The sequence below is a fragment of the Rathayibacter sp. AY1F3 genome, from assembly GCF_002931975.1.
Taxonomy (GTDB): domain Bacteria; phylum Actinomycetota; class Actinomycetes; order Actinomycetales; family Microbacteriaceae; genus Rathayibacter.
Genome location: NZ_PSVF01000006.1, coordinates 80,104 through 105,820 on the forward strand (window position 1 = coordinate 80,104; position 25,717 = coordinate 105,820).

The following is a 25,717-nucleotide window of genomic DNA, read 5'->3' on the forward strand; positions in this document are numbered from 1 at the left end:
AGAGGAGGATCATCCCAGATCCGCGCCGTTCGAGGCGATGACCTTCTGGTACCAGAAGAACGAGTCCTTCCGGTAGCGCTCGGTGCTGCCGTGGCCGAGGTCGTCCATGTCGACGTAGACGAACCCGTAGCGCTTCGAGATCTGCGAGCTGGAGGCGCTGATCAGGTCGATCGGCGCCCAGCTCACGTAGCCGAGCAGCTCCACGCCCTCGTCCACCGCCTGGATCATCTGCTCGAAGTGCGCGCGGAAGTAGTCGATCCGGTACGGGTCGTGGACCCGGCCGTCCTCGGTCAGCTCGTCGCGCATCCCGAGCCCGTTCTCGACGATGAACAGCGGCTTGCCGTAGCGGTCGTAGAGGTCGATCAGCGAGATCCGCAGGCCGACGGGGTCGATCTGCCAGCCCCACTCGCTCGACTCGAGGAACGGGTTCTTGACGCCGAGGACCGTGTTGCCGGGGGTGCGCTCGGCGTCGGGGCGGACGGACTCCGTCATCGACATGTAGTAGCTGAACGAGATGAAGTCGACCGGGTGCTCGCGCAGCAGCTCGACGTCGCCCGCCTCGAACGGGATCTCGACCCCGCGGCTCTCGAGCGCCCGCAGCGCCAGGCGCGGGTAGGCGCCGCCCGCCTGGACGTCGGTGCAGAGGTAGAGCATCCGCTCCTTCGCCTGCGTCGCCGCGACGTCGTCGGGGTGGCAGGTGTTGGGGTAGGTGGTCAGCATCGTGAGCATGCAGCCCATCCGCGACTCGGGCCACAGCTCCTTCAGCGTCCTCGTGACCGAGGCGGAGGCGACGAACTGGTGGTGCAGGGCCGTGTAGCAGGCCTGCTCCAGGCTGCCCTCGACGGTCTCCTCGATGATCCCGCCCGAGGTGAACGGGTGGCGGATGATGCCGTCGATCTCGTTGAAGGTCAGCCACATGTCGACGAGGTGGCCGAAGCGCTCGAAGCAGGTGCGGGCGAAGCGCTCGAACAGCCCGATCGTGCGGCGGTCGACCCAGCCGTTGTGCTTCAGCGCGAGCGCGAGCGGCGGGTCGTAGTGCGAGAGCGTGACCAGCGGCTCGATCCCGAGGCGCCGCATCTCGGTGAAGAGGGCGAGGTAGTAGGCGATGCCCTCCTCGAGCGGCTCCGCCTCCTCCCCCGTCGGGTAGAGGCGGGTCCAGGCGATCGAGACGCGGAGGGTGGTGAAGCCCATCTCGGCGAACAGCGCGAGGTCGCCGGGGTAGCGGTGGTAGAAGTCGATGCCGCGGCGCTTGGGGTAGTACTCGGTGTCGTCGTCGGACATCGCCGCCGTGATGCTCTCCACCGTGTTGCGGTGGTGGATCGCGTACTCCTTCGGGTCCGCCTTCGGCTTGTAGGAGGCGACGTCGCTGACCGCCGGGCCGCGCCCGCCCTCGCGCCACGCGCCCTCGACCTGGTTGGCGGCGAGGGCGCCGCCCCATCGGAATCCGTCAGGAAGCGCCATCAGCGAGCTCCTTCTCTCTCTGCGTCACGGTCATGATCCGGTCGCCGGCGGTGATCCGCTCGGCGGCCTCGACGAGCACGGTGTACTCGGCGGAGTTGGTCACGAGCACCGGGGTCGTGGTGTCGTAGCCGGCCGCGGTGATCGCGGCCAGGTCGGCGGTGAGGAGCAGCTGCCCGGCCTCGACCCGGTCGCCGACCGCGACGTGCGCCTCGAACGGCGCGCCGTCCAGCTGCACCGTGTCGATGCCGACGTGGATGAGCACCTCGACGCCGTCCGCGCGGCGGAGCCCCACGGCGTGGCGGGAGGACAGCAGTGCGATGACCTCGCCGGCGAACGGCGCCCGGACGGCTCCGTCGGTGGGGCGGATCGCGAGCCCCTCGCCGAGCACGCCGGCCGAGAACACGGGGTCCGGCACCTCCGAGAGGGGGATGACGGAGCCGGTGAGCGGCGCCTGCAGCGCGAGCGGGCTCCCGGCGTCGGCCGCCACGTCGCCGAGCGCCTGGACGCTGGCGGAGGCGTCGTCGCGCCAGATGACGAAGGAGACGACGAACGAGACGGCGACCGAGATCAGCAGGCCGATCACGGCGTTGAGCAGGTTCCAGGGGTTCAGCCCGTCGATGAACATCGAGATGCTGGCGACGCCGGGGCTGACCAGGGCGAACGCGGCGACCTGGGTGGCGCCGATGTAGGCGCCTCCGACCACGCTGCCCGTGATGACGGAGACGAGGGCGCGCTTGTTCTGCAGCGTGACGCCGTAGAGCGCCGGCTCGGTGATCCCGAAGAGGGCCGAGAGGCCGCCCGAGAAGGCGGTGGCGCGGAGGGTCGCGCTCTTGGTGCGCAGGGCGATCGCGAGGCTGGAGCCGGCCTCCGCCGCGTTGTGGGCGAGCGACGAGGCGAGGTAGAAGGTGTCCTTGCCCGCGCTGGCCATCGTCGCGATGGTCGGCGGGATGAACGCCTTGTGCATGCCGACCGAGATGATCAGCGGGAGCACGCCGGCCAGCAGCGCGACGGCCACCCAGCCGAGCGCCCCGTAGAGGCCGATCATCGCGCCGGTGAGCATGGAGCCGAGCCAGTAGCCGAGGGGGCCGAGCAGGAAGATCGTGGCCGGAGCGACGATCACGAGGCACATCAGCGGCACGTAGAACGTGCGGATCGGGCCCCACGAGTGCTTCGTGAAGAAGCGCTCGACGAACGAGAGCAGCAGCACGGCCAGGATCGCCGGGAACACCTGGGCGTTGTAGGCGATGACCGGCACCGGGATGCCGAAGAGCGCGACGCCGCCCTCCTGGTTGAGCAGCGTCGTGAACGCCGGGAAGACCAGGACGCCGACGAGCCCGAGCGCCAGCGGCCGGTTCACGTCGAGCTTCTTCGCGCTCGTGTACGCGACGAGCAGCGGCAGGAAGCCGAACACCGCGTCCGGGATGGCGGACAGCAGCTTGAAGTTGTCGGAGGCCGGGTCGAGCCAGCCCAGCGCCGAGGCGAGGACGAGGAACGACTTGAAGATGCCGGCGCCCGCGATGGCCGGGATGATCGGCGTGAACACGCTGACCACGAAGTCCATGATCGTCGCGCCGAGGCGCTTGAGGGATCGCGGCCGCTTCGCCTGCTCTGCGGATGCGGTGGTGCCGCCGCGCAGCTTCTCGACCGCCGCGTACATCTCGCTGACGCCGCTGCCGACGATGACCTGCGTCTGCGGGCCGGTGACGACGCCGATCACGCCGGGCACCGCCTTCAATGCCTCGACGTCGGCCTTCGCGTCGTCCGCCAGCGCGAACCGCAGACGGGTCGAGCAGTGCTGCAGCTTCGCCACGTTGGCGGCGCCGCCGACGTGCTCGAGGATCGCCTTCGCGCTCTCCTGGGTACTCATCGGTACTCCTCCGGGTGTGTGGGGACGCGCGCTTCCCTGCGCTGTGCTGCCCGGCCGTCCGTCGCCGTCCCCGCCCCCTCCGGCACCGTCATCGGTGCTCCGGCGGAGCGTCAGGAGGCATCCGGGCACAAAAAAAGGACCCGACGACGCTCATTACGCGTTTCGTCGGATCCTGCCTGCACGACCAGTCACATGTCCGAGAGCGAACGTAACACGGGGGTGGGTGGGGCGTCAAAGAGGGGGGGTGCGCACGGCCATCGCGTATAGGGCGGTCGTTGCACCGGTGTCGGCATGATGGACACGTGGACACTCTCGACGTCGTTGCGGCGGTCATCAGCGATCGCGGCCGTATTCTCGCCTGCCGTCGGCGGGCGGACAAGGCGGCGGGCGGGCTCTGGGAATTTCCCGGCGGCAAGAGAGAACCTGGCGAAACGGCTGAAGGCGCCCTCGCGAGGGAGATCCGCGAGGAGCTGAGCGTGGAGATCGAGGTCGGCCCCAAGCTGACGTCAGACGAAACGGAGGTCGGCGCTCTCACCATTCGGTTGCACTGCTTCCGAGCCGTGGTTCGTGGCCCACGCCCCACGGAGAGCACCGACCACGACCAACTCCTCTGGCTCCTTCCGAGCGAACTCCCCGGACTGGAGTGGGCCCACCCCGATCTGCCGGCCGTTCGGCTTCTTTCCTCTACGGATCGATGAGGTCGAAGCCCTCGTCAGACCTGAACGCTGTGATGATCGAGAGGCTGCGGATGAGATCCAGCATGTCCTCTTCCGGGCGACCGGGAAGCAGGATGACGGGGACTGCCGCGTAGCCCTCGCGCTGCGCAAGATGGGCATAGTCGAGCACCTGCCCGATGGCCATGCGGACGAAGGACCGGGCGGTCGACTTCTTGGCTTCGACAATCCAGCCGCTCGATCGGACGTAGAGGTCCGGCTCGACCCGTGAGCTGCCGACCGGGAGCGTCAGACGACTGGGCGGCGTGCCGTTCTCGGTCAGCCAGAGCCCAAAGTCGGACTGCAGCTCGAACTCGATTCGGGAGACGACCCGGTCATCGAGAGGGCTGACATCCGCACCCGCGATGACGATGTCGGAGTGCTCGGGAGGCGTCCAGTCGCCGAGCGAGGCGGCGGACTCCTGTGTGCCACCGTAGGTCGGCAGCCGAGTGATGTCCGCCGCAAGCGGCAGGAGAGTGAAGATGATGCCGCGTCGCTGCGTCCCTTCGGTGTCCGGGATGATCTCCCACCGGTAGGTCGGAGTCCCTGTCGTGAAGGCACCGATGTAGGTCACGCTCGTTCCCTGCACCGTGAAGAGTCGAAGCACCCGCCCATCCTGTGCCGCGTCCCGGAGAGCCCTGTTGCCGCGAAGAAAAACCTGGTCACCGACCTGCCCTTCTCCCGTGTAGGAGTAGGACCCGTCCTCGCGAAGTCCCTCGAACCGGTCGTAGCCGTATCGAGCTCCCTTCGCCGGATCGGTGAAGATGAAGATTTCACGGAGCGCTCGCGGCGTCACGATTCCCTGCTGCTGCTGCCCTCCGTATGCGCGGTGAATATCACGTCGGAGGACCTGGTCGCCCACTTCCAAGGTGAACCGACGCTCGGTGGTGTCTCGTCGAAGCAGACGGGAGCGGACAGCCTCCGCCTGCGCTTCGGTCAGATCCCACCGAGATTCCTCAGCCGGAAGAGTTCCGTAGGAGGAGCGGAGGAGGCTTCGGATTCGACGCTGAGAAACGCCCAGTTCAAGTGAGAGTGTGGCGGGAGTAACGGGAGGCATCTCGCGAGACTAGGAATGCTCGGAGCACGTTCTGTCGAGATGTACTCGTGTTAGCGACAGAGTTACTCATATTGCCTAAGTGCTGAACTTTGTGCCGCATGTGTCCCAGAAGAGAGGTCACAGAAGAGACCATTACTCACTATCGCAGAGTTGAACGACGCTATTGCGGTCACGCCTGCCGCTGTTGCGGCGTCGGGACGACCCTCCATCAGAGGAAAGAGGTTCTCCCCCTCACTCCCCGCACCCCGCCAGCACCGCCTCCGACGCCGCCCGGTCCCGCGCGTCGATCCCGAGCCCGTAGACGCTGAGCACTTCCACGAACTGCTCCACGTACCCGCAACGCAGCTCCGCGGCCGGTGGCAGCCACTCCCCCGGGCCGGCGTCGCTCTTCGCGCGGTTGGTCTGCTCGGAGGCGGCGACGAGGTTCGCGGGGTCGTTCGCGAAGGCGAGGCGCTGGTCGTCCGTCCACGACCAGGCGCCGTGGTGCCAGGCCCAGCCGAGGGCGACGACGTGGTCGATCTGCACGAGGCGGGACGTGTCGGTCCCGGAGACGAAGGCGACCGAGGCGCCGTCGTAGGGGTCGATCAGGGTACCGGTGAGCACCTTGCAGTCGCGGGTGCCGGGCTTGAACACGGGGGCGAGCAAGTCGCGGCCGAGGACGTCGTTGCGGGTGTCGCAGCCGTTGCGGTCGACGTCCGACCACGCCTGCCCGAAGAGGTCGCGGTCGTAGGGGACGGCGGCGGGGCCCTCGACCGAGGCGAGAGCGGCCAGCGTCGCGAGGGGCGGAGTGGACGGCTCCGTTTGTGGAGCGGACGGCTCCGTTTCCGGAGCGGACGGCTCCGTTTCCGGAGCGGACGGCTCGACGTCCGCCGAGGGGCTGCTCGGCGCGGGAGCAGCCGGACTGCTCGACGCCGCAGAAGCACCGGCCGGGGAGGGCACCGCCTCCGGTCCGCCTCCTCCCGCCGTGTCCGACAGTGCGACGGCTGCGACGGCGAGCGCCGCAGCCCCCAGCAGAGCGAGGATCGCACCGGCCCGTCGACGAGGGCGCCGGCGCACGGGGGACGTAGGCCAGTGGCGCATGATCGACCCCTCCTGCCACGAGACCCGCGATGCGGTCGACGCGACGCGCCTCCTCAGTATGCGGAGTGACCCGCTCCGGGCTCGACGGTCGGGCGGAGGGTCGGGAACAGGGGTGGCGGCCGCGCGGAGCGACGGCGTCGACGGCCGGGATCGAGCGTCGCGGAGGCCATCTCGTCGCGCCCGCGCCGTCGACCCGCGCCTGATTGACTGCTCCCATGGAGATCTTCATCGGAGTGGTCGGCCTGCTCGGCGGGCTGGTCATCGCCGGGCTCGCGGTCGTCGCGGTGGTCATCGGACGGCGGCGGGCGGTGCCGGCGTCGCTGGTCGACGTCGAGGTGCGGCTGACGCACGCCGGGGACGACTGGTGGCGGGTGGGCGCGCGGGTGCGCAACTCCGGCCGGTCGCTCGTGCCGGTGACGAGCTACAGCGACGGGCGGCCGATCTCGGTCGATCTCGGCGGGGCCGTGTCGGCGGAGTGGTACGGTTCGGCTCCCCGGTCGGACGCGTGGCGGATCGATCCGGCGGTCGGGCTCCTGCTTGGACCCGTCGCGCTGGAGCGCGGGGCCGACCTGGGGGCGACGATCGTCGTGCGCGGGCGGCCGCAGGTGCGGATCGACGCGCCGCTGCGCTACGTGCCGGTGCGCGAGAACGTGATCGAGTCGCAGACGCCGGACGCCGCTCCGGTCTGGGGCGTGTCCGAGGCCGCGGCCGCTCCGGCAGCAGCGCCGTCGTCGGCTCCTCCTGCGCCGATCCGTCCGCGTCAGCAGCGTCCGATGGACGCCGAACCGTCGCGTCCCGAGCGTGAGAGCGTCCTCCGCGGCGGATTCGGGGTGTGGGCGGCCATGATCGCGGGGGGCGCAGGAGCCGTCGGCGTCGCGATCGGGATCGCCCTCGAGCTGGCCGGCGTCGAGGCGTCGGGGCTGGGCGGCGCGGGCATCATCCTGATCGCGGCCGGCTTCCTCGGCCTGGTCGGCACTCTCGTGATCCGGCTGCTGCGCCGCTGGCTCGAGCCGCCGGCCCTCTGGCGGACGCCGGCGCAGCGCCTCCGCCGTCCCGGGACGATCACCGTCCTCATCCTGAGCTACGCCGGGCTGGCGCTGTTCTGCACCGAGTTCGCGGCGCAGTCGGTGACCGGCGACACGACCTGGGTGGCCGGTGTCGCCGTGCTGATGCTGATCGCCGCATTGATCGGCATGGGACTCGTCGGGTTCCTCCGTCTGGTGGTCCTGCTCGGCGTGCGCCGCGCCTCCCGGGAGACCCCGTGACCCGTGAGGTCGTCGTCGTCGGAGCCGGCCTGGTCGGAGCGGCGACAGCCCGCGCCCTCACCGAGCGCGGCGATCGCGTGGTGCTCGTCGAGCAGTTCGAGCGGGGCCACGACCGCGGCTCGTCCCACGGCGAGACGCGCATCTTCCGCCGCGGCTACCTCGAGGACGACTACCGCGCCCTCACCGGACGGGCCGGGCGCGCCTGGGCACGGCTGGAGGCCGAGACCGGCCGCCGCCTGCTGCATCCGGTCGGCGCGATCGACCACGGCGACCCCGCCGTCCTGGCCGCCGTCGAGGCGGTCCTCCTGCGCGACCGGATCCCCGTGGTGCGGATCGGGGCGGACGAGGCGCAGCGGCGCTGGCCGGGACTCCGCTTCGAGACCGACGTCCTGCTGCACCCCGAGGGCGGACGCCTCGACGCGGCGGCCGCGATCGACGCGATGCTTGACTCCGCCCTCGGACGCGGCGCCGTCCTCCGGACGCGGACGCGAGTGCTAGGCATCGAGGAGCGCGCCGACGACGTGCGCGTGCTGACCACCGACGGCGCCCTCGACGCCGACGCGGTCGTCGTGGCCGGCGGATCCTGGACGCCTCCGCTCGTGGACGGCCTCGTCCGCGCGGCCGGCCGACGCCTCCCTCCGCTGCGCGTGACGCAGGAGCAGCCCGCGCACTTCGCGACCGACCTGCCCCTCGACTCCTGGCCGAGCTTCGCCCACCACCGCGCCGGCCTGCCCGTCGTCTACGGGCTCGCGACGCCCGGAGTCGGGGTGAAGGTGGGCGAGCACAGCACCGGTGTCGTCGTCGATCCGGACGAGCGCACCTTCGAGCCCGGGCCCGGAGCGCTCGCCCGCCTCGTCGGCTACGTCGCGGAGTGGATCCCGGGCGTGGACGCGGCGAGCGCCGCTCCGATCAGCTGCCTCTACGACAGCACGCCCGACGAGGACTTCGTGATCGACCGCGTGGGCCGCGTGACTCTGGCGACCGGGTTCTCGGGGCACGGCTTCACGTTCGGACCGGTCCTGGGCGAGCTGCTCGCGGACCTCGTCGCCGGCGGGGCGGCGCGGGAGCGGTTCCAGCTGCTGCCGGCGTGAGGGGCGGGTCCGTCCGGAGGAGCGGCTTCCGACCGGGGAGGAGCGGGTGCTCCCGAAGGCGGATTCCGATCGAGCAGGGGATGCTCAGTGGCCTGCGGGGCCCGTCCCGTGCTGCTCGCGGCCGTCCGGGTCGAGGAGCACGGCGTCGTCCCAGCCGCTCGCCGCGTCCGTCGTACGGGCCTTCGCCGGCGGGCGCCGCGCGACCGCGACGACGATCAGCGCCCCCAGCATCACCAGGGCGGCGGTCTGGAGCGGCGGCGCGACCATCGCGAGCGCCTGCCGCACGTAGAGCTCCGGCGGGACCGTGATCGAGTCGCCCTGGTACTGGTTCGGCAGCAGGAGGACGACGACCGGGAGCGCGAGCACTGCGGCCCAGAGGACGACGGTGACCGCGATGGCGGCGGCCCAGAGCAGGCGGACCCGCGTCATCGGCGGGGAGCCCTCAGCAGCGGGACCACGACCGCCAGGCCGAGCGCGATCAGGCCGACGGTGAGGAACGGTCCGATCGCGTTGTCGCTGAGCACGCGGAGGTACTGCTCGGGCCCGAAGGCGCTCTGCGACGGCGAGTAGTCGTACCAGCTGTGGGAGCTGTTCCAGAGGGCGAGGAGTCCGACGAGGACGCTCACGGCGCCGACGACCGCCAGGGCTCCGGCGATGCGGCGCGTGGGGACGGCGGGGCGGGGGTCGGCGTCGGTCGCGTCGCGACGGTCACCGGAGTCGGGTGCCGCGTCGCCGGGAGCGGAGTCGGGTTCGGTGGGGAGCGGGACGGTCGGCTCGGTCGGGAGTGGAACTGTCGGCTCCGCGGGTCGGGGCGCGGTCGGCTCCGCGGGTGTCGGGACGGCCCGCACCGCCGCTCTCGCGCGCTCCGGAGTTGTCCGTCGGCCGGAGACTCGGGAGCCCGTCGGACCGCCGACCGATCGCACGTCCTCCTGATCGGGAGCGGACCCGCCGCCTCTCCGGACAGCCGATCGCCCGATGCCCGAGGTCCCGCCCGACAGGAACGGGGAGCGGAGGCGCTCCTCGCCGCTGCCGCGCCGCTCGGCCTCGCGTCCGTCGTAGCCGCGCTGGAAGCCCGCGTGGTAGCGCGGGTCGGTGCCGCCCTCGTCCGTTCCGCCGCTCTCGCGTGGGAAGCCGTCCGCTCCGGTGCTCCGCGCCATGCCGTCCCCCGCTTCGTGCAGTCGGGCCATCATGTCGCACCTCGCCCGCTGCGGGGAGGTGCCGGGCGGCGACCGGGTGCGGTCGACGGAGGCGGGGGTTCAGCGCCCGGCCGCGGTGGTGCGCGACGGGAGGCTGACGATCCCCGCTCCGACCAGCAGCAGGCCGATCGTCACCGCCGTCAGCGCCGGCCAGCCACCGGCTCCGACGGCCAGGCCGAGGAGCCACCCGCCGGCGGCCGAGCCCGCGTAGAAGGCGATCGTGTAGACCGCGCCGGCGTGCCCGCGGAGTGCCGGAGCCGCGCGCGCTCCCGTCCAGGCGGCGCCGGTCGCGTGCAGGGCGAAGAAGCCGGCCGTGAAGACGAGGAGTCCGGCGATCACCACGGCGACGTTCTCGGCGAGCATCACCAGCAGTCCGACGATCATCAGGGCGACGCCGATCCGCATGACGAGGCGGGGGCCAATCCGCGGCCCCCATCTCCCCGCGAGCCGGGAGGAGACGGTTCCCGCGAGGTAGGCGGCGAAGAGGAGGGAGACGAGCGCGGGCGCGAGTGCGAACGGGGGCGCCTCGAGCCGGAACGCCAGGTAGTTGTAGACCGCGACGAACACGCCGACCGCGAGGAACGTCTGCAGCGCGATCGCGACGAGCATCGGATCGCGGAGCACCTGCGCCGTCTTTGCTCGCCAGCCGCCGGGAGCAGTCTCGCGCGCGCCGCCGCCCCGGGGCGCGAGCACGGCGAAGACGATCGCCGCCGCTGCGCAGACGGCCGTCACGACGAGCAGGGCTCCGCGCCATCCGAGCGCCGCCGCGAGCGGTCCGGCGAGCAGGCGTCCGGCGGCACCGCCGATCGTGGTCCCGGAGACGTAGGCGGTCGCGGCGGCCGTCGCTCCGGCGCCCCCGACCCGGTCGTGGATCGCCGCGACGGCGAGCGCCGGGACGGCACCCAGTGCCGCTCCCCCGAGGAAGCGCAGGACGAGCAGGAGCTCGAAGGTCGGGGCGACGCAGGCGAGCAGCGCCAGGACCACGGACGTGAGGACCGCGATCCGCATGGATTCGAGCCGTCCGATGCGCTCGGCCACCGAGGCCCACGGCAGCACCGAGAGCGCCAGTCCGAGGGTCGCGGCCGAGACGGTGAGCGCGGCGTCGGACGGGGCGAGGGCCCATTCCCGCGCGAGCTGCGGGAGGACGCTCTGCACGGCGTAGAGCTCGGCGAAGGTCGCGACCCCGGCGGCGAGGAGGGCGATGGTCAGCCGCCGCTGCGAGAAGGGCGCCGCTGCGCGCATCGGTCGGGTGCGTGCGGCGGTGCTCATGATTCCGACGGTAGACCGCCTGCGGGTGCATCACTAATGCCCTTTCTCGTACTGTTCATGCGTTCTGGTCATGTCCGGATCTAGGGTGGTGGCGTGTCCGACGACTGGCCCGCGGCCCTCCGCCTCCTGCCCCTGCTCGTCGCGGTCGCCCAGACCGGGAGCGTCACGGCGGCGGCCGCCGAGCTCGGGATCCCGCAGCCGACCGCGAGCCGGTCGCTCGCCCGGCTGTCCGCCCTGGTCGGCACTCCCCTGGTCCGCCGGGAGGGCCGCGGGGTGGTGCTGACGGAGGCGGGGACCCGTCTCGCCGAGGTCGCTCAGGACGGCATGTCGGTGATCCGCGCCGGCCTCGCGGAGGTGCGGCAGGCGGGCGACGTGGAGCACGGCCGGATCGACCTCGCCTTCCAGACGCTCCTCGGGGAGAGCTTCGTGCCGGATGTGATCCGCCGGTTCCGCCGACGTTGGCCGCAGGTGGGCTTCGGGCTCCGTCACGGCTCCCGAGCCCTCTGCCTGAGGGCCGTGGCGGAGGGCGAGTCCGAGCTGGCGATCGTCGCGGATCCGCCCGATCTCCCCGGCACCACCACGACGACCCTCTACTCGGAGCCTCTTCTCGCGGTCGTGGACCCCCGTCATCCGCTGGCCTCGCGGCGCTCGGTCACGGTCGAGGACCTCCGCGGCCTCGACCTGATCATGCTGGCGCCCGGCTACGGCCTCCACGAGTCGGCCCGGCGCCTGCTCGCCGTGGACGGCCGTGACCCCGTGCCGGCGTTCGAGGTCGGCGACTACCGCGCCGCCCGGGGACTCGCGGCAGCCGGCCTCGGACTCACGATCCTGCCGCCGAGCCCGTCCTCGGTCGACGACGACGTCCGCGAGATCCCGATCGACGATCCGGGCGCGAGCCGTGAGATCGGTGTGCTCGCCCGCGACACCGGAAACCCGGTCGTCCCCGAGTTCCTGCGGGCCCTGCACGCCGCGGCGGCCGCCCGGCGCCGGTGACCGCTGCTCGGCTCTGCTGTCAAGCACAGGAAGCGGAGGCACTTCGTGCAGCAAGCTTCGAGAGGATCCCCGCACCGCCAGCGACACCCCCTCCCCCCGCTCCTGCACCACGTCACCGAGGACGGCCCCGGTCATGATCCTTCTCCGCACCCACGCCAACCGCTGGACCGCGCGCGCCCGCCGCAGCGGCGTCGTCCTCGGCATCATCACCCTGGTCTCCGACCTCCCCCGCCCGGCCTATCGGACGGTCCGCCTCGATCCGACGAGCGGTGAGCGCGTCCTGCTCCGCGACACCGCCGAGCTCGAGGAGGCCTTCGCCGTGCTCCTCGCCGGGCTCGAGCGCTCGCGCATCGCGGCCTCGGCATCCCCAGTCGAGGACGACGCTCATGGAGACCGCTCGGCGGACGATGCGGACCTCGACCTCACCGCTGCCGCCTGATAAGCGGAGCGCGCGTCAGCGAGCAGGCGCGGCAAGCGCGACGCTCGCCCGATACTCCTCCGAAGCGACATCGGTCCGGAATTCGACGATCTCGACGGAATGCATCTTCAGTTGCGCCAGTACCTCCTCCGGCTTGACGTAGAAGAATTCCCGGCGAAGGTTGACCCGGTTCACGCGTCGGTCCGCGAACGTCTGATGCAGCATCGCCTCGATGCCGACGGCGTCGTCTGCGAAGAACAGCGCGTGTACGTCGAAGCGGAAGGGAACGGAGGCGTCGCCCAGTTCGTTCACTCTGTCCATCGGCTCGAGTCGACGCGTCATACCGATCTTGACGACCTCGTCGCCGAACGCGCCGACGTTGGAGATGACGTACACGTACCCTGCTCGAATGTTCGCCGCGCGGTAGTCGACGTCGTGTAGCGCCCTGTCCACGTCCTCGATCCGGGCGCGCAGCCTGGCTGCCCCGTCTACGTCTCCGTTCGCTTCGAGGGCGGAAAGCGTCGCGATGTAATGCGCGCGTTCCTTATCGAGACGCTCGTGTTCACGGGCCAGCTCCTGCTCCGCTTTGCGTTGCTCGCGGAGCTCCTCGCGTCGCGCCCGCTCCAGTTCCTTCTCCCGCTGAAGTGCTTGGAGATAGTCGTTGGCGAGCTGGATCTCAGTGAGCCTCAGGTGGTGGTATTGCGGATCGATCGTGAGCGACACCATCGAGCCCTGACGCTCGATCATCTCCGAAGCCTTGCTCAGGCGGGCTTGAGCCGTTGCAAGATTTCCGGCTCGAACCGACTTCACGCAGTTCTCCGCCTCCGCGTTGTACGCCCGCAGCAGGATCTTGGTCATGTCACCGACGAACTTGCGCCCCTGCGCCTGCGAGTTGTTGAAGGTGAAATTGCTAGCTGCGTGGGCAGCCCGCTTCTCTCGAACGGCGCTCTTGATCTCGGAGCGCAGCGCTTCCAATCGAGTAGCGAGGTCGGCGGACGACTCGGCGGGGTGTTCGTAGTCGTAGAGGCCGAGCTCCTGCACCTCGATCGAGTGACGGACCCCGATGATCTCGCGATCCAGATCCGCCAACTCCGTCCTCCGCGCGGCGATTTCGGCCTGTAGAGCGGTCAGCGCAGCTTCGAGTTCCGATTCTCGACGGTGCGCCGCGGCGGCGACCTGCGCCGCTTCGACCTCGTGTGCACGCTGATCCGCTGCGATCTCCTCTCGTCGCCGTCTCTTCTCCGTGTCGAGTGCCGCGAGCTCCAGCAGACCGTAGCGGTCCATCGATGCTTCGAGTTCCGCCACTCGCGCCTGAAGTTCTCTGGCGATCTTCCGAGCCCCGAAGAACGGCACGTCTCCGCCGGAGCGGGCCTCGCTCGTATCCCCGCCGGAAGGAGGTCGGACCGGCGCGGCTCCTTCTCTCGTCACCTCGGAGGATTCGCCGCGCTGCTCCTCCTGTCGGTCAACGCCTCCGCGAATCTGTTCCCGCTCCGCCTGCTCTTGGGATTCCGCGGCCCGCCGCTCGCGACGGGACAAGGGCTGCGACGCCGAACTCTGCGACTCCCGAGCCTCTTGCTGCACTGCTGCTAGCGGATGCGTGTGGTCAGTCCAAGCGGAACCATCCCAGTATCGAAGGAGGGTGGGATCTGTCGGATCCGGGTACCAACCGGCGGGGGCAGTCACAATGCGACACTAGGTCCCAAGCAGGGCGCTCGGAAAGTGCCACAACTCGTGCTCCGACCGATGGGTCTCAGCTGACCGATCGGTGGACGCTCGACGGCGGATCCGTCCTCGGCAGGTCCCGCGGACCGATGATCTGTCGGAGCCGGGCCGACCTGCGCGACCGCAGGAGAGCCCGGCGCCAGCGCGGATCGGTGCGGGCCCGGAGGCGGGGGTCGAGCGGGCGGAAGCCTCCCGCGGTCCGCTCCTCGATCAGCACGATCGTCGCGGTCGCGAGGTGCAGTCTCCGGATCGGCTCCCTCTCGGGATGCGGATGCCCGGAGCGCGTGCGGAGCTGCTGCTCCAGCTGCTCCGGGTCGGCGGACCACCAGGTGCTGACGCCGACGCGTCCATCGGGGAGAGGGAAGCGCTCGGTGATGCGGTAGGGGAGGCCGTGCTCGGTCATGCAGTAGTGCCTTTCGAGGAGAAGGTCCGGGAGCCCGGGCCGCGCTGCAGCGGCCCGGGCTCCGGTTCACGAGATGCGGGTCGAGCGACGGCGCAGCGCCGTCAGGGCGCCGCCGGCCAGGAGCAGAGCGCCGGCTCCGGCCGCGAGGGGCCCGGCCGCCGCTCCCGTCGAGGCGAGGACCGTCGGCACGAGTCCGACCGGAGGCACCGCCACCTGGGCGCAGCTGGCTCCGCCGTCGTCCGCGCACGGGTGCAGGACGGTCGTCGGATCGAAGCCCTCCGGGACCTCGGTCAGGCGCGCCCGGTTGGGGATGGTCCACGCGTCCACGCCGTCGGCGACCCGTCCGGTCACGGTGAACGTCGTCGACGCTCCCGGTGCCAGAGACAGGTTCTCGACAGTCAGGTCGGACGACGCCGGGCCGCCGTCCCGGGAGATCGTGACGTCGCTCAGGTGCGCGAGCTCGGGGATGTCGGTGAGGGTCACCCCGTCCGCCGGCCGAGCCCCCTCGTTGGCGACCACGATCCGGAACCCGGCACGCCCGCCGTGGTCGACCTGATTCCCGATCGCCGTCTTCTCGATGGAGAGCCTGCCCTCGACGGGCGGCACCGGGATCTCGGCGCAGGACGACGTCGCATCGTCAGCGCAGGCGTTCTCGACCGTCGGCGGGTCGAAGCCCTCGGGCTGGTGGGTGATCGAGACGCGGTTGGGCAGGGTCGCGGAGTCGTACCCGTCGGCGACCCGGCCGCTGACGTGCAGCGACACCTGGCCGCCGGCGGGGATGTCGAGACCCGTGACGGGCTCCGTGGCCGGCTGCGTTCCTCCGGCGCCGTTCTCGATGGTCGCCTCGAGCAGGTGGTCGAGCGTCGGGACGTCGGTCACGGTCACGTCCGTCGCGTCGACCGTTCCGGTGTTCGCCACGACGATGTCGAAGCCCGCCGTGCCGCCGTGCTCGGCGCTCGCCTGGGACGCGGTCTTCCGGATCAGGAGCGACCCCTCGCCGATGTCGTGCGGGACGGTGGCGCAGGGGTTCGCGTCGGTCCCCGTGCCGGACGAGGCGGGAGCGAAGGGCGCACCGGCGAGGCAGGCCGTGTTCGTCAGCGCACGGTCCCCCTCGGCGGTCACGATCACGTCGAAGGTCAGCTCGGCCGTCGCCCCGACCGGCAGGCTGCCGGCCGCCCAGGAGATGCGGCCCGTCTCCGCGTCGATCGTGGCCGTGCCCTGCGAGGCGCGGAGGGAGCCGGCGTCGAGCTCGGCGTCGTCGAGCACGCCCTTGTCGAGGTAGTCGATGACGGCGGCGTCGGAGTAGTCCCCGGTCCCGTCCGAGGTCAGCGTCACCCGGTAGGGCACGCGGGCGCCGCGGAGCAGCGGAGTGGCGGAGTCGACCGACGAGGTCTTCGCGATGCTCACGTGCGGCGCGAGCGGATCGAGGCGTGCGACCGCGACCGCACCGTCCGAGCCGTAGGCCCAGTCGTCGATCGCCCGCAGGTCGCCGTAGGAGCCGTGCACCGAGTCGTTGGCGTTGGGGACGCGGCCCCGCCCGGAGTCGTCGCCCTCCCAGCGGTGCACCCCGCCGGACGAGTCGGTGCCGCCGTCGCCGGACGTCACCGCGGAGGTGCCGGAGTACCGCTCCGAGTTCGATCCGGCGAGGAGCGAGTCGTCCCAGTGGACCATCGACGGGTCGTCGCCGCCGCCGGTCGACCTCACGACGGACACGCCGCCGGCGGACGTCTCGGCGTCGACCCGCGTGAAGTGGAACTCGTTCGTGCGGCCGATGGAGGCGCGGAAGGTGACGTCGGGGTCGGTCACGTCGACCGTCCCGCCCTTCGCGTCCCGTCCGTCCCAGTCGACCGAGAAGGGACCGGTCGTCCCCGCGATCCGGGTGAGGTGCACGTCGCGCTCGCCGTCGTAGGAGCCGTCCCCGTCCGCATCGACGTCCACGACGACGGTGCCCGGCTGCGTCCCCAGGACGCCGGTCAGCGTGCCCGCGTCGGAGCCGGCGGACGACCGCCGGAAGGCGAGGCCCTCGATCGTCGGCGCTTGGTAGGGCGGAGCGATCGACTCCGGCAGGTCGGACGACGGCGGGTCCAGGAAGAGCTTGTAGGTCTGCAGGCCGTTGATCCCGGAGCGTCCGGACGCCTGCACGTACTGAGCCCCGATCCCGCCCGCCTCGCTCGACTGCGGCATGGGGACCGAGAGGTAGGACGGATCGGACGACCCGGCCTTCACGTTGCCCTTGTTCGTGGCCTGGACCGTCGAGGCGACCCCGTCGTAGCCGCGCAGCCCCAGCTCGTAGCGGGCGCCCGTCTCCGTGACGGCGTGGAGCGTGAAGGAGGAGCGCCGCTCCTCGGGCGAGGAGTAGGACTCCTTCGCCCCGGACTGGATCGCATAGGAGTCGGACCACACCCGGCCCGCGACCGCCGCGCCCCGCGCGTCCTGGACGCCGATGCTCCAGACGAGGTTCACCGGCGCCGTCACGTCGTCGTCGGACACCCGGATCTGGAAGACGCCGGTCTCGTCCGCCACGAACGAGCCGCCGGCGGACACCGAGGGCGGCGCTCCGGGCGCGAAGTCCTGCTCGTCGAGGACGACTCCGCCCGGAGCCGTCACCCGGGCGGTACCGCCGCCGGTCTCGCCCTCGCCGGCGCCCGAGCCCGCCTGGAGCGGGTGGAGGTCCACCCGGAGCGTCTCGCCCTTCTGGACCCAGGCCGAGACGGTCGTCACTCCGGCGTTCGTCGCGCCTCCCTGCAGGAGGGTGTTCTCGATCGTCGTGTGAGGACCGTCGGCGGCGAGGGCGGGCGGCGGCGCGAGGCCTCCGCCCAGCAGCCCGCTCACGAGCACGCAGCCCGCCGTCGTGCCGACCAGCGCTCGCGCCGTCCGCGCTCGGGGTCGTCCGCGCTCGTCCTGCCCCGACTGTTCCGTTCGACTCATCCGATGTCCTCTCCTCTGCCGACCGAGCGCACTGCGTCGGCGGCGACCGTTCAGCCCCACGGAAGGAGAGTATTGCTCGGTTCGACGTCACCGCGGCCGGTACGGCTGCATCCGTGGAGAACGGCGCGAGATGGGCGCTGTGGAGGAGGAAACGGCGCGCGAGAAGAGCCGAGCGGCGTGCTCGCGACGGGTGATCGCAGAGCCTGCGAGGACTGATCGCGAGCACGGGCGCGGACTGATCGCGGATGCGGGCGGAAGACGGTCGACGTCGTCGACGGCGCGAAGAGGCGTCCTGCGAGGCGGAGAACCGGCTGTTCCCTCGCCCTGCACTCACCGGGAGACCGACGCCGACAGCCACCGGAACGAGCGACCGTTAAAACGAGAACGGCCCGCCGAAGCGGGCCGTTCTGCTCTGTCTCAACCAGAGTGCGCCCGGAGGGATTCGAACCCCCAACCTTCTGATCCGTAGTCAGATGCTCTATCCGTTGAGCTACGGGCGCAGTCCATCGCGTGGGCCAGAGGCGCACGCAACGAGGTACGACTATACATGCCGGGAGCCCCCTCCGCGAATCGGCGGCGGCGGCGCAGACGGCTCCCTCTCGGGACGCCGCCGCAGCCACGAGGACCCAGGCTCCGTCGCGGTGTCCCGGAGCGCCTCGCAGAGCCTCCGACGGGCGGACGCCGCTGCTCCCCCTCACGGCGTACCGTGGGCTCATGGAGGCCGCCGCGATCGAGCTCGTGGGCTTCGTCGTCTCTCCGCTGCACCGCTACGAGGGCCGCCCCGCCGATGGCCCGGTGCCGTCCGAGGGCAACGAGCAGCCCGAGCGGATCGAGATCCGCGCAGGCCTCGGCATCGTCGGCGACCGCTTCTTCGCCCAGCGCGCGCACCGCCCCGCGGCGATCACGCTCTTCGCGGTCGAGACCCTCGAGCACATCGCCGCCGAGCTCGGCGCAGGGCCCTTCGACCCCGCCGACGCCCGCCGCAACATCATCGTCCGCGGCGCCGACGTCGATGCCCTCGCCGGCCGCACGTTCGCGATCGAGCAGGGCGGGGAGCGGATCGAGTTCCAGGGCGGACGACCGGCGAACCCCTGCGCCTGGATGGACGTCGTGCTCGCCCCCGGGGCGTTCCGGGCGATGCGGAGGCGCGGCGGCGTCCGGACCGCCCCCCTGACCAACGGCGTCCTCCACACCGGGCCGGCCCGCCTGATCCTCCACAGGTCGGACGACATGCTGATCTGAGCCCGGCGGCGAGCGCCTAGGCTCGCAGCGACCGACTCCCCCGATCGAAGGAGGCCCCGTGCTCCGCCCGAGCGACCTCCTCCCCACTCTCGCCACGACTCTCCGGCGCGGAGTCCGCGACGTCTTCGCGACCACGCGCTCCCGGGGGCGGGATCCTCACCGCCGCACCCGCAGCACCGACGTCTCGGTCCAGCGCGTGCACCACCGCGACGTCTGGGCGCGGGTGAGCACAGTGGGGCGCGACGGCGAGCGCACGTTCGTCCTCGTGCCGGGGATCGGAGTCGCGGCCACGTACTTCGAGCGCCTCGCGCCCGCGCTCAACGAGTTCGGCCCGGTGCACGCTCTCGACCTGCCGGGCTTCGGCGGCGTGCCGCACCCGATCGACGCGCGGCGCATGGACATCGGCGACTACGCCGAGCTGGTCGGCGCCGTCATCGACGAGCTCGGCCTCGACGATCCCGTCGTCCTCGGCCACTCGATGGGGACGCAGGTGGTGGCCGAGCTCGCCGCGCGCCGTCCGGAGCTGACCACCATCGTCCTGCTCGGACCCGTGATGAACCGGCACGAGCGCCGCCTCCCGACCGCCGCGCTCCGCTTCGCCCAGTCGAGCGTCCGCGAGCCCCTCAAGGTCGCGATCCTCGCCGCGGGCGCCTACCTCCTCTGCGGACCGCGCTGGTTCTCCCGCGTGCTGCCCGAGATGATGCACTACCGGATCGAGGAGACCGTCCCCCGGATCCGCGCGTCCGCCCTCGTCATCCGCGGCGAGTTCGACCGGCTCGTTCCGCGCGAGTGGGCGGAGGAGATCGCCCGGTCGATGCCGCATGCGCGGGCCTGGGAGATCCCCGACGCCTCCCACTCCGTGATGCACGCGCACGCCGAGGAGGTCGCCCGCCTCTGCGTCGAGCACGCCCGTGCACCGCGGCCCGACCGGGACGAGGCCGCCCTCCGCCGCTACCCCGACTCGGAGGTCGATCACGCCGAGGAGGACGCGCCCACCGAGGACCCGATCGGCGCTCTCCGGGGACGCATCACCGAGCTGGCCGGGATCCTCGTGGACGACGACTCCCTCATCGCCGAGGGCAAGACCCTCCACGCCGAGGCGAGCGATCCCGAGGCACTGCACCAGGTCGCTCCGGACCCGGGCGACGGCGAACTCGTCGAGGGCGGCGGACCGAGGAAGGACGGCGAGCAGGACGGCTGACCACCGCAGGCCGCCACCACCCGCACGTCGCGCGGCGTGAGACGCCGAGCGCAGCAAGAGCAGCCCTCTCACCGACGCCACTCGGCGCCCGCCCGTCAGGACTCCGCGCCGACGATCTCCTCGCGGATGCGCCGCAGGTCCTCGGCGAGCGCCCCCAGCAGGATCCAGTGCTGCGGGTGCGGAGTCGCGATCACGAGCGGCGCGGTGAGAGCGGGCAGCTCGTCCGTGATCGCCTCCGGCTCGGGAACGTCGACCGAGGACTGCACGAGGAGCCGCAGATCGTGGGCGGCCCGGTGCAGCTGGACGGCGATGTCGGCGATCGTCGGCTCCCCGACGAGCTCGTCGTCGTAGAGGTCGTGCACGGTCCGCGTCATGCCGCGGACCCGGGTCACGATGCGCCCCAGCCGCGGGACGACGGAGTCGAGGGCCAGCAGCCGGTCGCGGTGGGCGGAGCGGCGCGGGTTGAGGCGGAGGGACTCCTCGCCGGTCGCGATCGCCTCCTCCGCCTTGCTCTGCATGGTCTGCAGCAGCCGGGCGTTGATGAGCAGCTCGTCGAGCCGACGTCGCGGGACGGGGGCCTGGAGGGCGTCGCCGAGGTCGTCGAGGGCGGCGGCGAGCTGAGCGGTGAGGTCTCCGATCGCCCGCTCGGCCGGTGCCAGCACGACCGGAGGGACGATGAGCACGTTGATGACGACTCCCACCGCCGCGCCGAGGAGGGTCTCGAGGATGCGGTCGAGCGCGTAGTTCGGCGTGACCGCGCCCACCGAGAGCACGAGCATCGCGCTGATCGGGATCTGCACCGCGGAGGCGGGGGTCAGGCGCACGGCCCACCCGACGGCGATCGCGGCCACGATCGCGAGGAGAACGATGATGCTCTCGCCGCCGAGCACCGTGCCGATCACTGATCCGACGATCACGCCGATGATGACGCCGACCGAGCGCTCGAGGGCCTTGGAGAACGACTGGTTGATGCTCGGCGCGACGACGAGGAGCGCGGCGATCGCGCCGAAGACGGGCAGCGTCCCCGGGAAGACGACGCCGGCGAGGAGCCAGGTGACGACCGTGGCCGCCGCCGTCTTGACCAGCTGCAGCACCGGCGGCCGCGTCGGCACGGTGAAGCTCGAGGTCAGGCGCATGGGACCACGGTAGCGAGCGCCCGCTGCCTCGCGGTCCCCGCGCGGGTCACCGGCTCGCGGCGGTCTCGACGCTCGCGAGCACCGCGCGGAGCGAGCGCGACGCCTCCGCCCGCAGATCGGCGGGCACCCCCGAGAGCAGCGCCCGCTCGGCGTCGAGCACCTCGGGGAAGGCCCGGTCGACCAGCTCCTCCCCCTCGCGAGTCAGCGTGATGAGCGAGCCGCGCCCGTCCGCCGGGTTCGCGGCCCGCCGCACCAGGCCCCGCCGCTCCAGCGAGTGCACGCGCTTGGTGATCGCGGGAGCGGAGGCGAGGGCGATGGTCCGGAGGGTCGTCGGCGACTGCGGAGCGCCGGCGCGACGCAGCGTGGAGAGCACGTCGAACTCGCCTCGGGTCAGCCCGTGGGCGGCGAGCAGCTCCTCCGTCGCCCGGACGATCAGCGCGGAGGCGCGGATCACCCGCCCGACGACGTCGACGGCGGAGGTGTCGAGTTCGGGCCGCAGCACCGCCCAGCCCGCCCTGATCTCGTCGACCGCGTCGCCCGGCTGGCTTTCAGACTGATTCACACGTAAAGTATATCTGCTTCACCCGTGAAACACTTCTCCGGCCGCCGCCGCTCGGACCCCGATCAGAGGACCCGATGGCCGCCACCCCCGTTCTGCCCCACCCCCGCGAGCTCCTCGCCTTCGGCCCGCACGCCGGCGCCCATCGCGTCGCCCTGCGCGCCGGCGTCTCGATCGCCGTCCCGCTGCTCGTCCTCTGGGCGCTCGGCCGCACCGATCTCGCCCTCTACGCGACCTTCGGCGCCTTCACGGCCCTCTACGGACGCCAGCACACGCACCGGCCGCGCCTGCTGATGCAGCTGTCGGCAGCCGCGTTCCTCGTCACCACCGTGACCCTCGGCACCGTCGTCTCCCTCTCTCCTCACCGCGACTGGCTGATCATCCCCGTCGTGGTCGCCGTGACCGTCGCGGCCGCCTATCTCAGCGACGCCCTGCACTGGCATCCGCCCGGCCCGCTGTTCCCGGTGTTCGCCGTCACGGCGTGCGCGTCCGTCCCGTCCGAGCCCTCGCGGATCCCGCTCGCCGTCGCTCTCGCCGCGGGCTCCGCCGCCTTCTCGCTCGTCGTCGGCCTGAGCGGTCTCGCGCTCCCCCGCGCACGCCGCCTCGCCCCGACGCCGTGGCGCACCTCGTTCCGCGCAGCGGCGGCCCGTCCGGCGACGCGCGCCGCCCTGCTCCGCTTCGGGACCGTCGTCCTGGTGGCGGGCACCGTCCCGACCGCGACGGGCCTGGGCCACCCCTACTGGGCGATGGTCTCCGCCGTCGCAGCCGTCTCAGGAGCGGACGCCGGCGCCCGGCTCGTGCGCGCGGGACACCGGATGCTCGGCACGATCGTCGGAGTGCTGATCGCGGCCGCGCTCCTGGCCCTGCCGCTCTCCCCGCTCGCCGTGATCGTGGTGGTGGTGCTCCTCCAGATGACCGCCGAGCTCGTCGTCGGCCGCAACTACGGCCTGACCCTCGCCTTCGTCACTCCGCTCGCGATCCTCATGGTGGAGCTCGCGCATCCCGTCGACGAGCTCGTGCTGCTGCGCGACCGGGCGCTCGAGACCGCGCTGGGCGTGCTCGTCGGAGTCGTGGCGACGCTCCTGACCCACGCCGCCTCGCAGCGCTCGCGCTCCCGCTCCTAGGCTCAGGAGGATGGACCGCACGATCCCCGCTGTGCTCGCCGAGATCACGGCGGCCGTCGCTGAGGTGCGCGACGTCGCGCGGTCGCAGCAGGACGGCGCGCGGGCCCGCGTCGCGGACCGGCTCGACGAGATGTTCGCCGGAGCGACGACCCGCCGAGAGGTCCGGGCGGCGGCCGCCGACGCGCTCGGGCTCTGGGGCGGGGCGGGCTCCTTCTCGGACGTCGGCTCGGCCGAGGCCGACCACGCGGTCACGCGCCTGTACCGGGCCCTGCGCGCCGGCCGCTCCTGGCTGCTCCGCGCCGGCTGACCCGGACTCGCGCTCGGCCTGGGAACGAGAAAGGCCCCCTGCTCCCGGGGAAGCGGGGCCCTTTCAATGGCGGTACCCGTGGTGATTGAACACCCGGTGGACCCAAGCGAATGGCCTCACTTCGCGACACGTCATCGCCAACGGCACGTTACCGCTAGCTCCCGTCGGGTCGCCTCGCCTCCGCACTCACCTTTCCACCTGCGCGGAGAAATTTACCTTTTTGCTATACCCTGATCACGCCTCATTGAGACATCTGGATGGGGCTTGCACGGCAACGGTGCAGTGCCGTATCTGTTCGGCGCGAGGCAAGTAGCGCAGGGAGGATCGACGAAAGTATGAAAATTACCTCAATTTCAATATCAAATTTCAAAGCAATTAAAAACACCTCTATCAAGCTTCATCCGACCATGAACGTTCTGGTAGGCGCGAATGGGTCGGGGAAGAGTTCCGTACTTCAAGCATTGCATTGGATTTTCCAATCGGGCCGTAACGTAAACGTTGAACCCCGAGCTGTTGGACTTGCGTCCACGCTTTCCGAACAGGACGCGATCTTCATGCCTTCGCCGGACTATCGGAGCGCAGGGCACGGGAGTGAGTATGGAAATAATCAAGGCAAACCACAACTCGACCTCAGCGTGGAAGCCTTACACGAGGACGGGACAGCCCTTTCGGCCGACTTATGGTTAAAGTCTGCCCGCAACGAGGGGATCTCGGTCCACATCCCTACGGGCAATCGAATTACGGCTGCGATCCGTGACCGCGGGCGCGAGTTCAGTGCTTACATTCCCGGTGTAGCGGGGATCCCTCTCATCGAGGAGAAGCGCTCGAAGCTCTTGGTGCACCGTTCCGCCGCCGCTGGCGATGCAAACACTGTGCTGCGGAATATGCTCGCCTTGCTAGAGCAGGTAACTGTGAAAGGCCAGAACGGTCTTGCAGTGGTGGAAGAGCTGGTTTCGCAAGTCATGGGCGAATTTTCACTGAAAGTCGAATTTAATGAGGAGAAGCATACCCGCATCGTCGCATCCTTCCGGACCGGAGAGATGAAAAAGACAGATGACCGCTTATACCGACCGCTCGAGCTAGCTGGCATTGGATATCTTCAGGTACTTCAGATTTTTGCCTACCTTGTCTACTTTCAGCCCGTTCTACTTTTGGTCGACGAACCCGACGCACACCTGTACCCGGTCGCGCAGGAACGACTAGTTCGGGTACTTGCAGCGGCAGCAGAGCGCTTCGACTCTCAGGTTCTCCTCTCCACCCACAGCCCGTCCATCGTTCGGTCACTACCAAAAGAATCCAAGGTCACTTGGATGGAGAACGGATCCGTCCATCCGGAGGGGAACGACGAAGGCCGTCGGCTTATGGGCTGGGGTCTGCTCGATCGTAGGGTCTTGGTTTTGACGGAAGACACAGGCACTGAAATGCTTCAACGAATTATCGCTCAGTGGCCCGATATAGAACGCTTCGTAGCAATCTGGCCCTTCCATGGTTCAGCGAAACTTCCGCCACCCGAAACTCTAACTGGACTAAGGAGCCTTCTAGGGAGTGATGTGAAGCTCCTCGTTCATCGAGATCGAGACTTCATGATGCCCCTCGAGGTTGATAAGATTGTCGCCCCTTACGCAGCCCAGGACCACACACTTTGGCCTACCAAGTATTCAGACATCGAGGCCTATTGGATGAGCAACGAGGTCGTAGCTCGCCACTTCGGCTTGACGGATCTTGAGGCGGAGACTTTGCTACAAGACGCTATTAATAAAGCGAACACGGACGGCGTAGCGCTCAAGAAGATGCGAAATAAACGTAGTGAAGCGTTACAAGTTGTAAACAGCAAGGGGTCACTACCTCACTACGGCGACACGGATGTAATCACGGAATATTCAATAGATGGCCCTCAATTCACGGTCCTCGGAAAAACGATGATGGCAGGACTACGCGATCTTACTCAAAGTCGCGGTCTCTTGCAGAGCGCGCAATTCGGAAAGGTAATTCCATCATCTCTTGGCGCTCCTCTCGCAGCGGATCTGAAAAAACTACTCGAAGATCTTCTAGCTTGATAGCCGGCTAATCTAGGGAAGACCAACAGTCGCGCAACGCCAGTCGAATCTTCACTTGCTGTTCGGCGAGAACGGCAAGGAGAGGCTTTGCTGGCGATTTTCGCGCGAGTGGCGAAGGGAAACCGATGTCATAGGCCTCGTCCGAGTGCGGCAGCAAATGCACTTACCCCGGTATCAACGTCAACGTAAAAATTCGTAGAGCTATCGAGTATTACTGCCGATGACGATTGAGTAAGCATCCGCCGAGTTCAATGTACCGACGCGCCAGCGCTGGTTGCGAAGGGGTTAGGGCCGTCAGGGACGTACGTCATCCACTCCCGCAGGCCCTCCGACCACCTGAGTCGCCCCATCGAGCCAGCCGGCAACGGCGCGCAAAAGCGCTCGCCGAGCCACCGAACGCGGAGACGGTCGTCGTCACGTACCGCGCGCATGTGCTTAGTCAATGTCGTGTCGTGCGGTACTACTTTGAGGAAATTGGCATCCCCGATACGGCGTGGATGCTCGCCAGCGACCCCGACACCAAAACAGCTATCGCCGCTTTTGTGCACAAAGCCGAGCTGCAGATGATGGTCCGCGACCGCCGACAGCCCTTCCGTCCGCACCTTTTCGCGTCGTCATCCTCGACAGT

At 70.2% G+C, this 25,717-nt stretch carries 22 protein-coding genes, 1 tRNA gene and 1 pseudogene; 10 read left to right on the plus strand and 14 right to left on the minus strand.

The features are described from left to right. Positions 1 to 9: 9 nt before the first annotated feature. Positions 10 to 1,461, minus strand: a complete 1,452-nt coding sequence (locus C5C39_RS05785) for a glycoside hydrolase family 1 protein (RefSeq protein WP_104352871.1) — start codon at positions 1,459 to 1,461, stop codon at positions 10 to 12. Beyond that, on the minus strand, positions 1,448 to 3,328 hold the full coding sequence (locus C5C39_RS05790) for a beta-glucoside-specific PTS transporter subunit IIABC (RefSeq protein WP_104352872.1): 1,881 nt from the start codon (positions 3,326 to 3,328) through the stop codon (positions 1,448 to 1,450). The genes C5C39_RS05785 and C5C39_RS05790 overlap by 14 nt, the downstream gene beginning before the upstream one ends. 302 nt (positions 3,329 to 3,630) lie before the next feature. Here C5C39_RS05790 and C5C39_RS05795 point away from each other — a divergent pair, with 302 nt between their 5' ends. Further along, complete coding sequence (locus C5C39_RS05795; protein WP_104345430.1) at positions 3,631 to 4,026, plus strand: (deoxy)nucleoside triphosphate pyrophosphohydrolase; 396 nt, start codon at positions 3,631 to 3,633, stop codon at positions 4,024 to 4,026. On the opposite strand, the gene C5C39_RS05800 is transcribed toward C5C39_RS05795, so the two are convergent. Beyond that, positions 4,013 to 4,903 (minus strand): hypothetical protein, encoded by an 891-nt coding sequence (locus C5C39_RS05800; RefSeq protein WP_258060464.1) that lies wholly within the window; start codon positions 4,901 to 4,903, stop codon positions 4,013 to 4,015. The genes C5C39_RS05795 and C5C39_RS05800 overlap by 14 nt on opposite strands. Positions 4,904 to 5,329: 426 nt before the next feature. Then, the gene (locus C5C39_RS05805; RefSeq protein WP_104352873.1) at positions 5,330 to 6,178 is read right to left on the minus strand and encodes an HNH endonuclease family protein; all 849 of its coding nucleotides are present in this window, start codon (positions 6,176 to 6,178) and stop codon (positions 5,330 to 5,332) included. A 215-nt stretch (positions 6,179 to 6,393) separates the two neighbouring features. Here C5C39_RS05805 and C5C39_RS05810 point away from each other — a divergent pair, with 215 nt between their 5' ends. Both C5C39_RS05810 and C5C39_RS05815 read left to right on the plus strand, forming a co-directional pair. Beyond that, entirely contained in the window at positions 6,394 to 7,443 is a 1,050-nt protein-coding gene (locus C5C39_RS05810) for a hypothetical protein (protein ID WP_104345433.1), read from the plus strand. Continuing rightward, complete coding sequence (locus C5C39_RS05815; protein ID WP_104352874.1) at positions 7,440 to 8,534, plus strand: FAD-dependent oxidoreductase; 1,095 nt, start codon at positions 7,440 to 7,442, stop codon at positions 8,532 to 8,534. The genes C5C39_RS05810 and C5C39_RS05815 overlap by 4 nt, the downstream gene beginning before the upstream one ends. An 84-nt stretch (positions 8,535 to 8,618) precedes the next feature. On the opposite strand, the gene C5C39_RS05820 is transcribed toward C5C39_RS05815, so the two are convergent. The 3 genes from C5C39_RS05820 to C5C39_RS05830 form a co-directional block, all read right to left on the minus strand. After that, complete coding sequence (locus C5C39_RS05820) at positions 8,619 to 8,963, minus strand: hypothetical protein (RefSeq protein ID WP_104352875.1); 345 nt, start codon at positions 8,961 to 8,963, stop codon at positions 8,619 to 8,621. After that, entirely contained in the window at positions 8,960 to 9,724 is a 765-nt protein-coding gene (locus C5C39_RS17820) for a hypothetical protein (protein ID WP_181136332.1), read from the minus strand. The genes C5C39_RS05820 and C5C39_RS17820 overlap by 4 nt, the downstream gene beginning before the upstream one ends. 66 nt (positions 9,725 to 9,790) lie before the next feature. Further along, positions 9,791 to 10,999 (minus strand): MFS transporter, encoded by a 1,209-nt coding sequence (locus C5C39_RS05830; protein WP_104296085.1) that lies wholly within the window; start codon positions 10,997 to 10,999, stop codon positions 9,791 to 9,793. A gap of 93 nt (positions 11,000 to 11,092) precedes the next feature. Between C5C39_RS05830 and C5C39_RS05835 the strand changes: the two genes are divergently transcribed. Both C5C39_RS05835 and C5C39_RS05840 read left to right on the plus strand, forming a co-directional pair. Beyond that, positions 11,093 to 11,992 (plus strand): LysR family transcriptional regulator, encoded by a 900-nt coding sequence (locus tag C5C39_RS05835; protein ID WP_104352876.1) that lies wholly within the window; start codon positions 11,093 to 11,095, stop codon positions 11,990 to 11,992. A gap of 133 nt (positions 11,993 to 12,125) precedes the next feature. Further along, positions 12,126 to 12,431: a hypothetical protein gene (locus C5C39_RS05840; RefSeq protein ID WP_104352877.1), complete on the plus strand. Its 306-nt coding sequence runs from the start codon at positions 12,126 to 12,128 to the stop codon at positions 12,429 to 12,431. 15 nt (positions 12,432 to 12,446) lie between these two features. On the opposite strand, the gene C5C39_RS05845 is transcribed toward C5C39_RS05840, so the two are convergent. The 5 genes and pseudogenes from C5C39_RS05845 to C5C39_RS05860 all read right to left on the minus strand — a co-directional run bounded on the left by C5C39_RS05845 (position 12,447) and on the right by C5C39_RS05860 (position 17,963). After that, the gene (locus C5C39_RS05845) at positions 12,447 to 13,991 is read right to left on the minus strand and encodes a DUF4041 domain-containing protein (RefSeq protein ID WP_374953671.1); all 1,545 of its coding nucleotides are present in this window, start codon (positions 13,989 to 13,991) and stop codon (positions 12,447 to 12,449) included. A 6-nt stretch (positions 13,992 to 13,997) separates the two neighbouring features. Then, a pseudogene (locus tag C5C39_RS17965) lies at positions 13,998 to 14,093 on the minus strand (DUF2510 domain-containing protein); the annotation flags it as partial. A 67-nt stretch (positions 14,094 to 14,160) separates the two neighbouring features. After that, positions 14,161 to 14,535, minus strand: a complete 375-nt coding sequence (locus C5C39_RS05850; protein WP_104352879.1) for a hypothetical protein — start codon at positions 14,533 to 14,535, stop codon at positions 14,161 to 14,163. A 66-nt stretch (positions 14,536 to 14,601) separates the two neighbouring features. After that, entirely contained in the window at positions 14,602 to 17,463 is a 2,862-nt protein-coding gene (locus C5C39_RS05855) for a DUF11 domain-containing protein (protein ID WP_104352880.1), read from the minus strand. Between the two features lie 427 nt (positions 17,464 to 17,890). Beyond that, a tRNA-Arg gene (locus C5C39_RS05860) sits at positions 17,891 to 17,963 on the minus strand. A gap of 214 nt (positions 17,964 to 18,177) precedes the next feature. Between C5C39_RS05860 and C5C39_RS05865 the strand changes: the two genes are divergently transcribed. Both C5C39_RS05865 and C5C39_RS05870 read left to right on the plus strand, forming a co-directional pair. Beyond that, the gene (locus C5C39_RS05865; protein WP_104248232.1) at positions 18,178 to 18,705 is read left to right on the plus strand and encodes an MOSC domain-containing protein; all 528 of its coding nucleotides are present in this window, start codon (positions 18,178 to 18,180) and stop codon (positions 18,703 to 18,705) included. Between the two features lie 58 nt (positions 18,706 to 18,763). Then, positions 18,764 to 19,906: an alpha/beta fold hydrolase gene (locus tag C5C39_RS05870; protein ID WP_181069075.1), complete on the plus strand. Its 1,143-nt coding sequence runs from the start codon at positions 18,764 to 18,766 to the stop codon at positions 19,904 to 19,906. Positions 19,907 to 20,001: 95 nt separating this feature from the next. On the opposite strand, the gene C5C39_RS05875 is transcribed toward C5C39_RS05870, so the two are convergent. After that, the gene (locus C5C39_RS05875; protein WP_104225996.1) at positions 20,002 to 21,042 is read right to left on the minus strand and encodes an aromatic acid exporter family protein; all 1,041 of its coding nucleotides are present in this window, start codon (positions 21,040 to 21,042) and stop codon (positions 20,002 to 20,004) included. 46 nt (positions 21,043 to 21,088) lie between these two features. After that, entirely contained in the window at positions 21,089 to 21,604 is a 516-nt protein-coding gene (locus tag C5C39_RS05880; protein WP_104352881.1) for a MarR family winged helix-turn-helix transcriptional regulator, read from the minus strand. A 74-nt stretch (positions 21,605 to 21,678) separates the two neighbouring features. Between C5C39_RS05880 and C5C39_RS05885 the strand changes: the two genes are divergently transcribed. The 3 genes from C5C39_RS05885 to C5C39_RS05895 all read left to right on the plus strand — a co-directional run bounded on the left by C5C39_RS05885 (position 21,679) and on the right by C5C39_RS05895 (position 25,089). Next, a complete protein-coding gene (locus tag C5C39_RS05885; protein ID WP_104345438.1) occupies positions 21,679 to 22,725 on the plus strand; it encodes an FUSC family protein in 1,047 nt (348 codons plus the stop codon). Between the two features lie 10 nt (positions 22,726 to 22,735). Further along, the gene (locus tag C5C39_RS05890) at positions 22,736 to 23,032 is read left to right on the plus strand and encodes a hypothetical protein (RefSeq protein WP_104352882.1); all 297 of its coding nucleotides are present in this window, start codon (positions 22,736 to 22,738) and stop codon (positions 23,030 to 23,032) included. 335 nt (positions 23,033 to 23,367) lie between these two features. After that, positions 23,368 to 25,089, plus strand: a complete 1,722-nt coding sequence (locus C5C39_RS05895) for an ATP-dependent endonuclease (protein ID WP_181136328.1) — start codon at positions 23,368 to 23,370, stop codon at positions 25,087 to 25,089. The last annotated feature ends 628 nt before the right edge of the window (positions 25,090 to 25,717 follow it).

Coding starts and splice junctions, on each gene's coding strand:
- C5C39_RS05785 (WP_104352871.1), bottom strand. CDS start 1,461: ATGGCGCTTCCTGACGGATTCCGATGGGGCGGCGCCCTCGCCGCCAAC.
- C5C39_RS05790 (WP_104352872.1), bottom strand. CDS start 3,328: ATGAGTACCCAGGAGAGCGCGAAGGCGATCCTCGAGCACGTCGGCGGC.
- C5C39_RS05805 (WP_104352873.1), bottom strand. CDS start 6,178: ATGCGCCACTGGCCTACGTCCCCCGTGCGCCGGCGCCCTCGTCGACGG.
- C5C39_RS05810 (WP_104345433.1), top strand. CDS start 6,394: ATGGAGATCTTCATCGGAGTGGTCGGCCTGCTCGGCGGGCTGGTCATC.
- C5C39_RS05820 (WP_104352875.1), bottom strand. CDS start 8,963: ATGACGCGGGTCCGCCTGCTCTGGGCCGCCGCCATCGCGGTCACCGTC.
- C5C39_RS17820 (WP_181136332.1), bottom strand. CDS start 9,724: ATGATGGCCCGACTGCACGAAGCGGGGGACGGCATGGCGCGGAGCACC.
- C5C39_RS05830 (WP_104296085.1), bottom strand. CDS start 10,999: ATGAGCACCGCCGCACGCACCCGACCGATGCGCGCAGCGGCGCCCTTC.
- C5C39_RS05840 (WP_104352877.1), top strand. CDS start 12,126: ATGATCCTTCTCCGCACCCACGCCAACCGCTGGACCGCGCGCGCCCGC.
- C5C39_RS05850 (WP_104352879.1), bottom strand. CDS start 14,535: ATGACCGAGCACGGCCTCCCCTACCGCATCACCGAGCGCTTCCCTCTC.
- C5C39_RS05855 (WP_104352880.1), bottom strand. CDS start 17,463: ATGAGTCGAACGGAACAGTCGGGGCAGGACGAGCGCGGACGACCCCGA.
- C5C39_RS05865 (WP_104248232.1), top strand. CDS start 18,178: ATGGAGGCCGCCGCGATCGAGCTCGTGGGCTTCGTCGTCTCTCCGCTG.
- C5C39_RS05875 (WP_104225996.1), bottom strand. CDS start 21,042: ATGCGCCTGACCTCGAGCTTCACCGTGCCGACGCGGCCGCCGGTGCTG.
- C5C39_RS05885 (WP_104345438.1), top strand. CDS start 21,679: ATGGCCGCCACCCCCGTTCTGCCCCACCCCCGCGAGCTCCTCGCCTTC.
- C5C39_RS05890 (WP_104352882.1), top strand. CDS start 22,736: ATGGACCGCACGATCCCCGCTGTGCTCGCCGAGATCACGGCGGCCGTC.
- C5C39_RS05895 (WP_181136328.1), top strand. CDS start 23,368: ATGAAAATTACCTCAATTTCAATATCAAATTTCAAAGCAATTAAAAAC.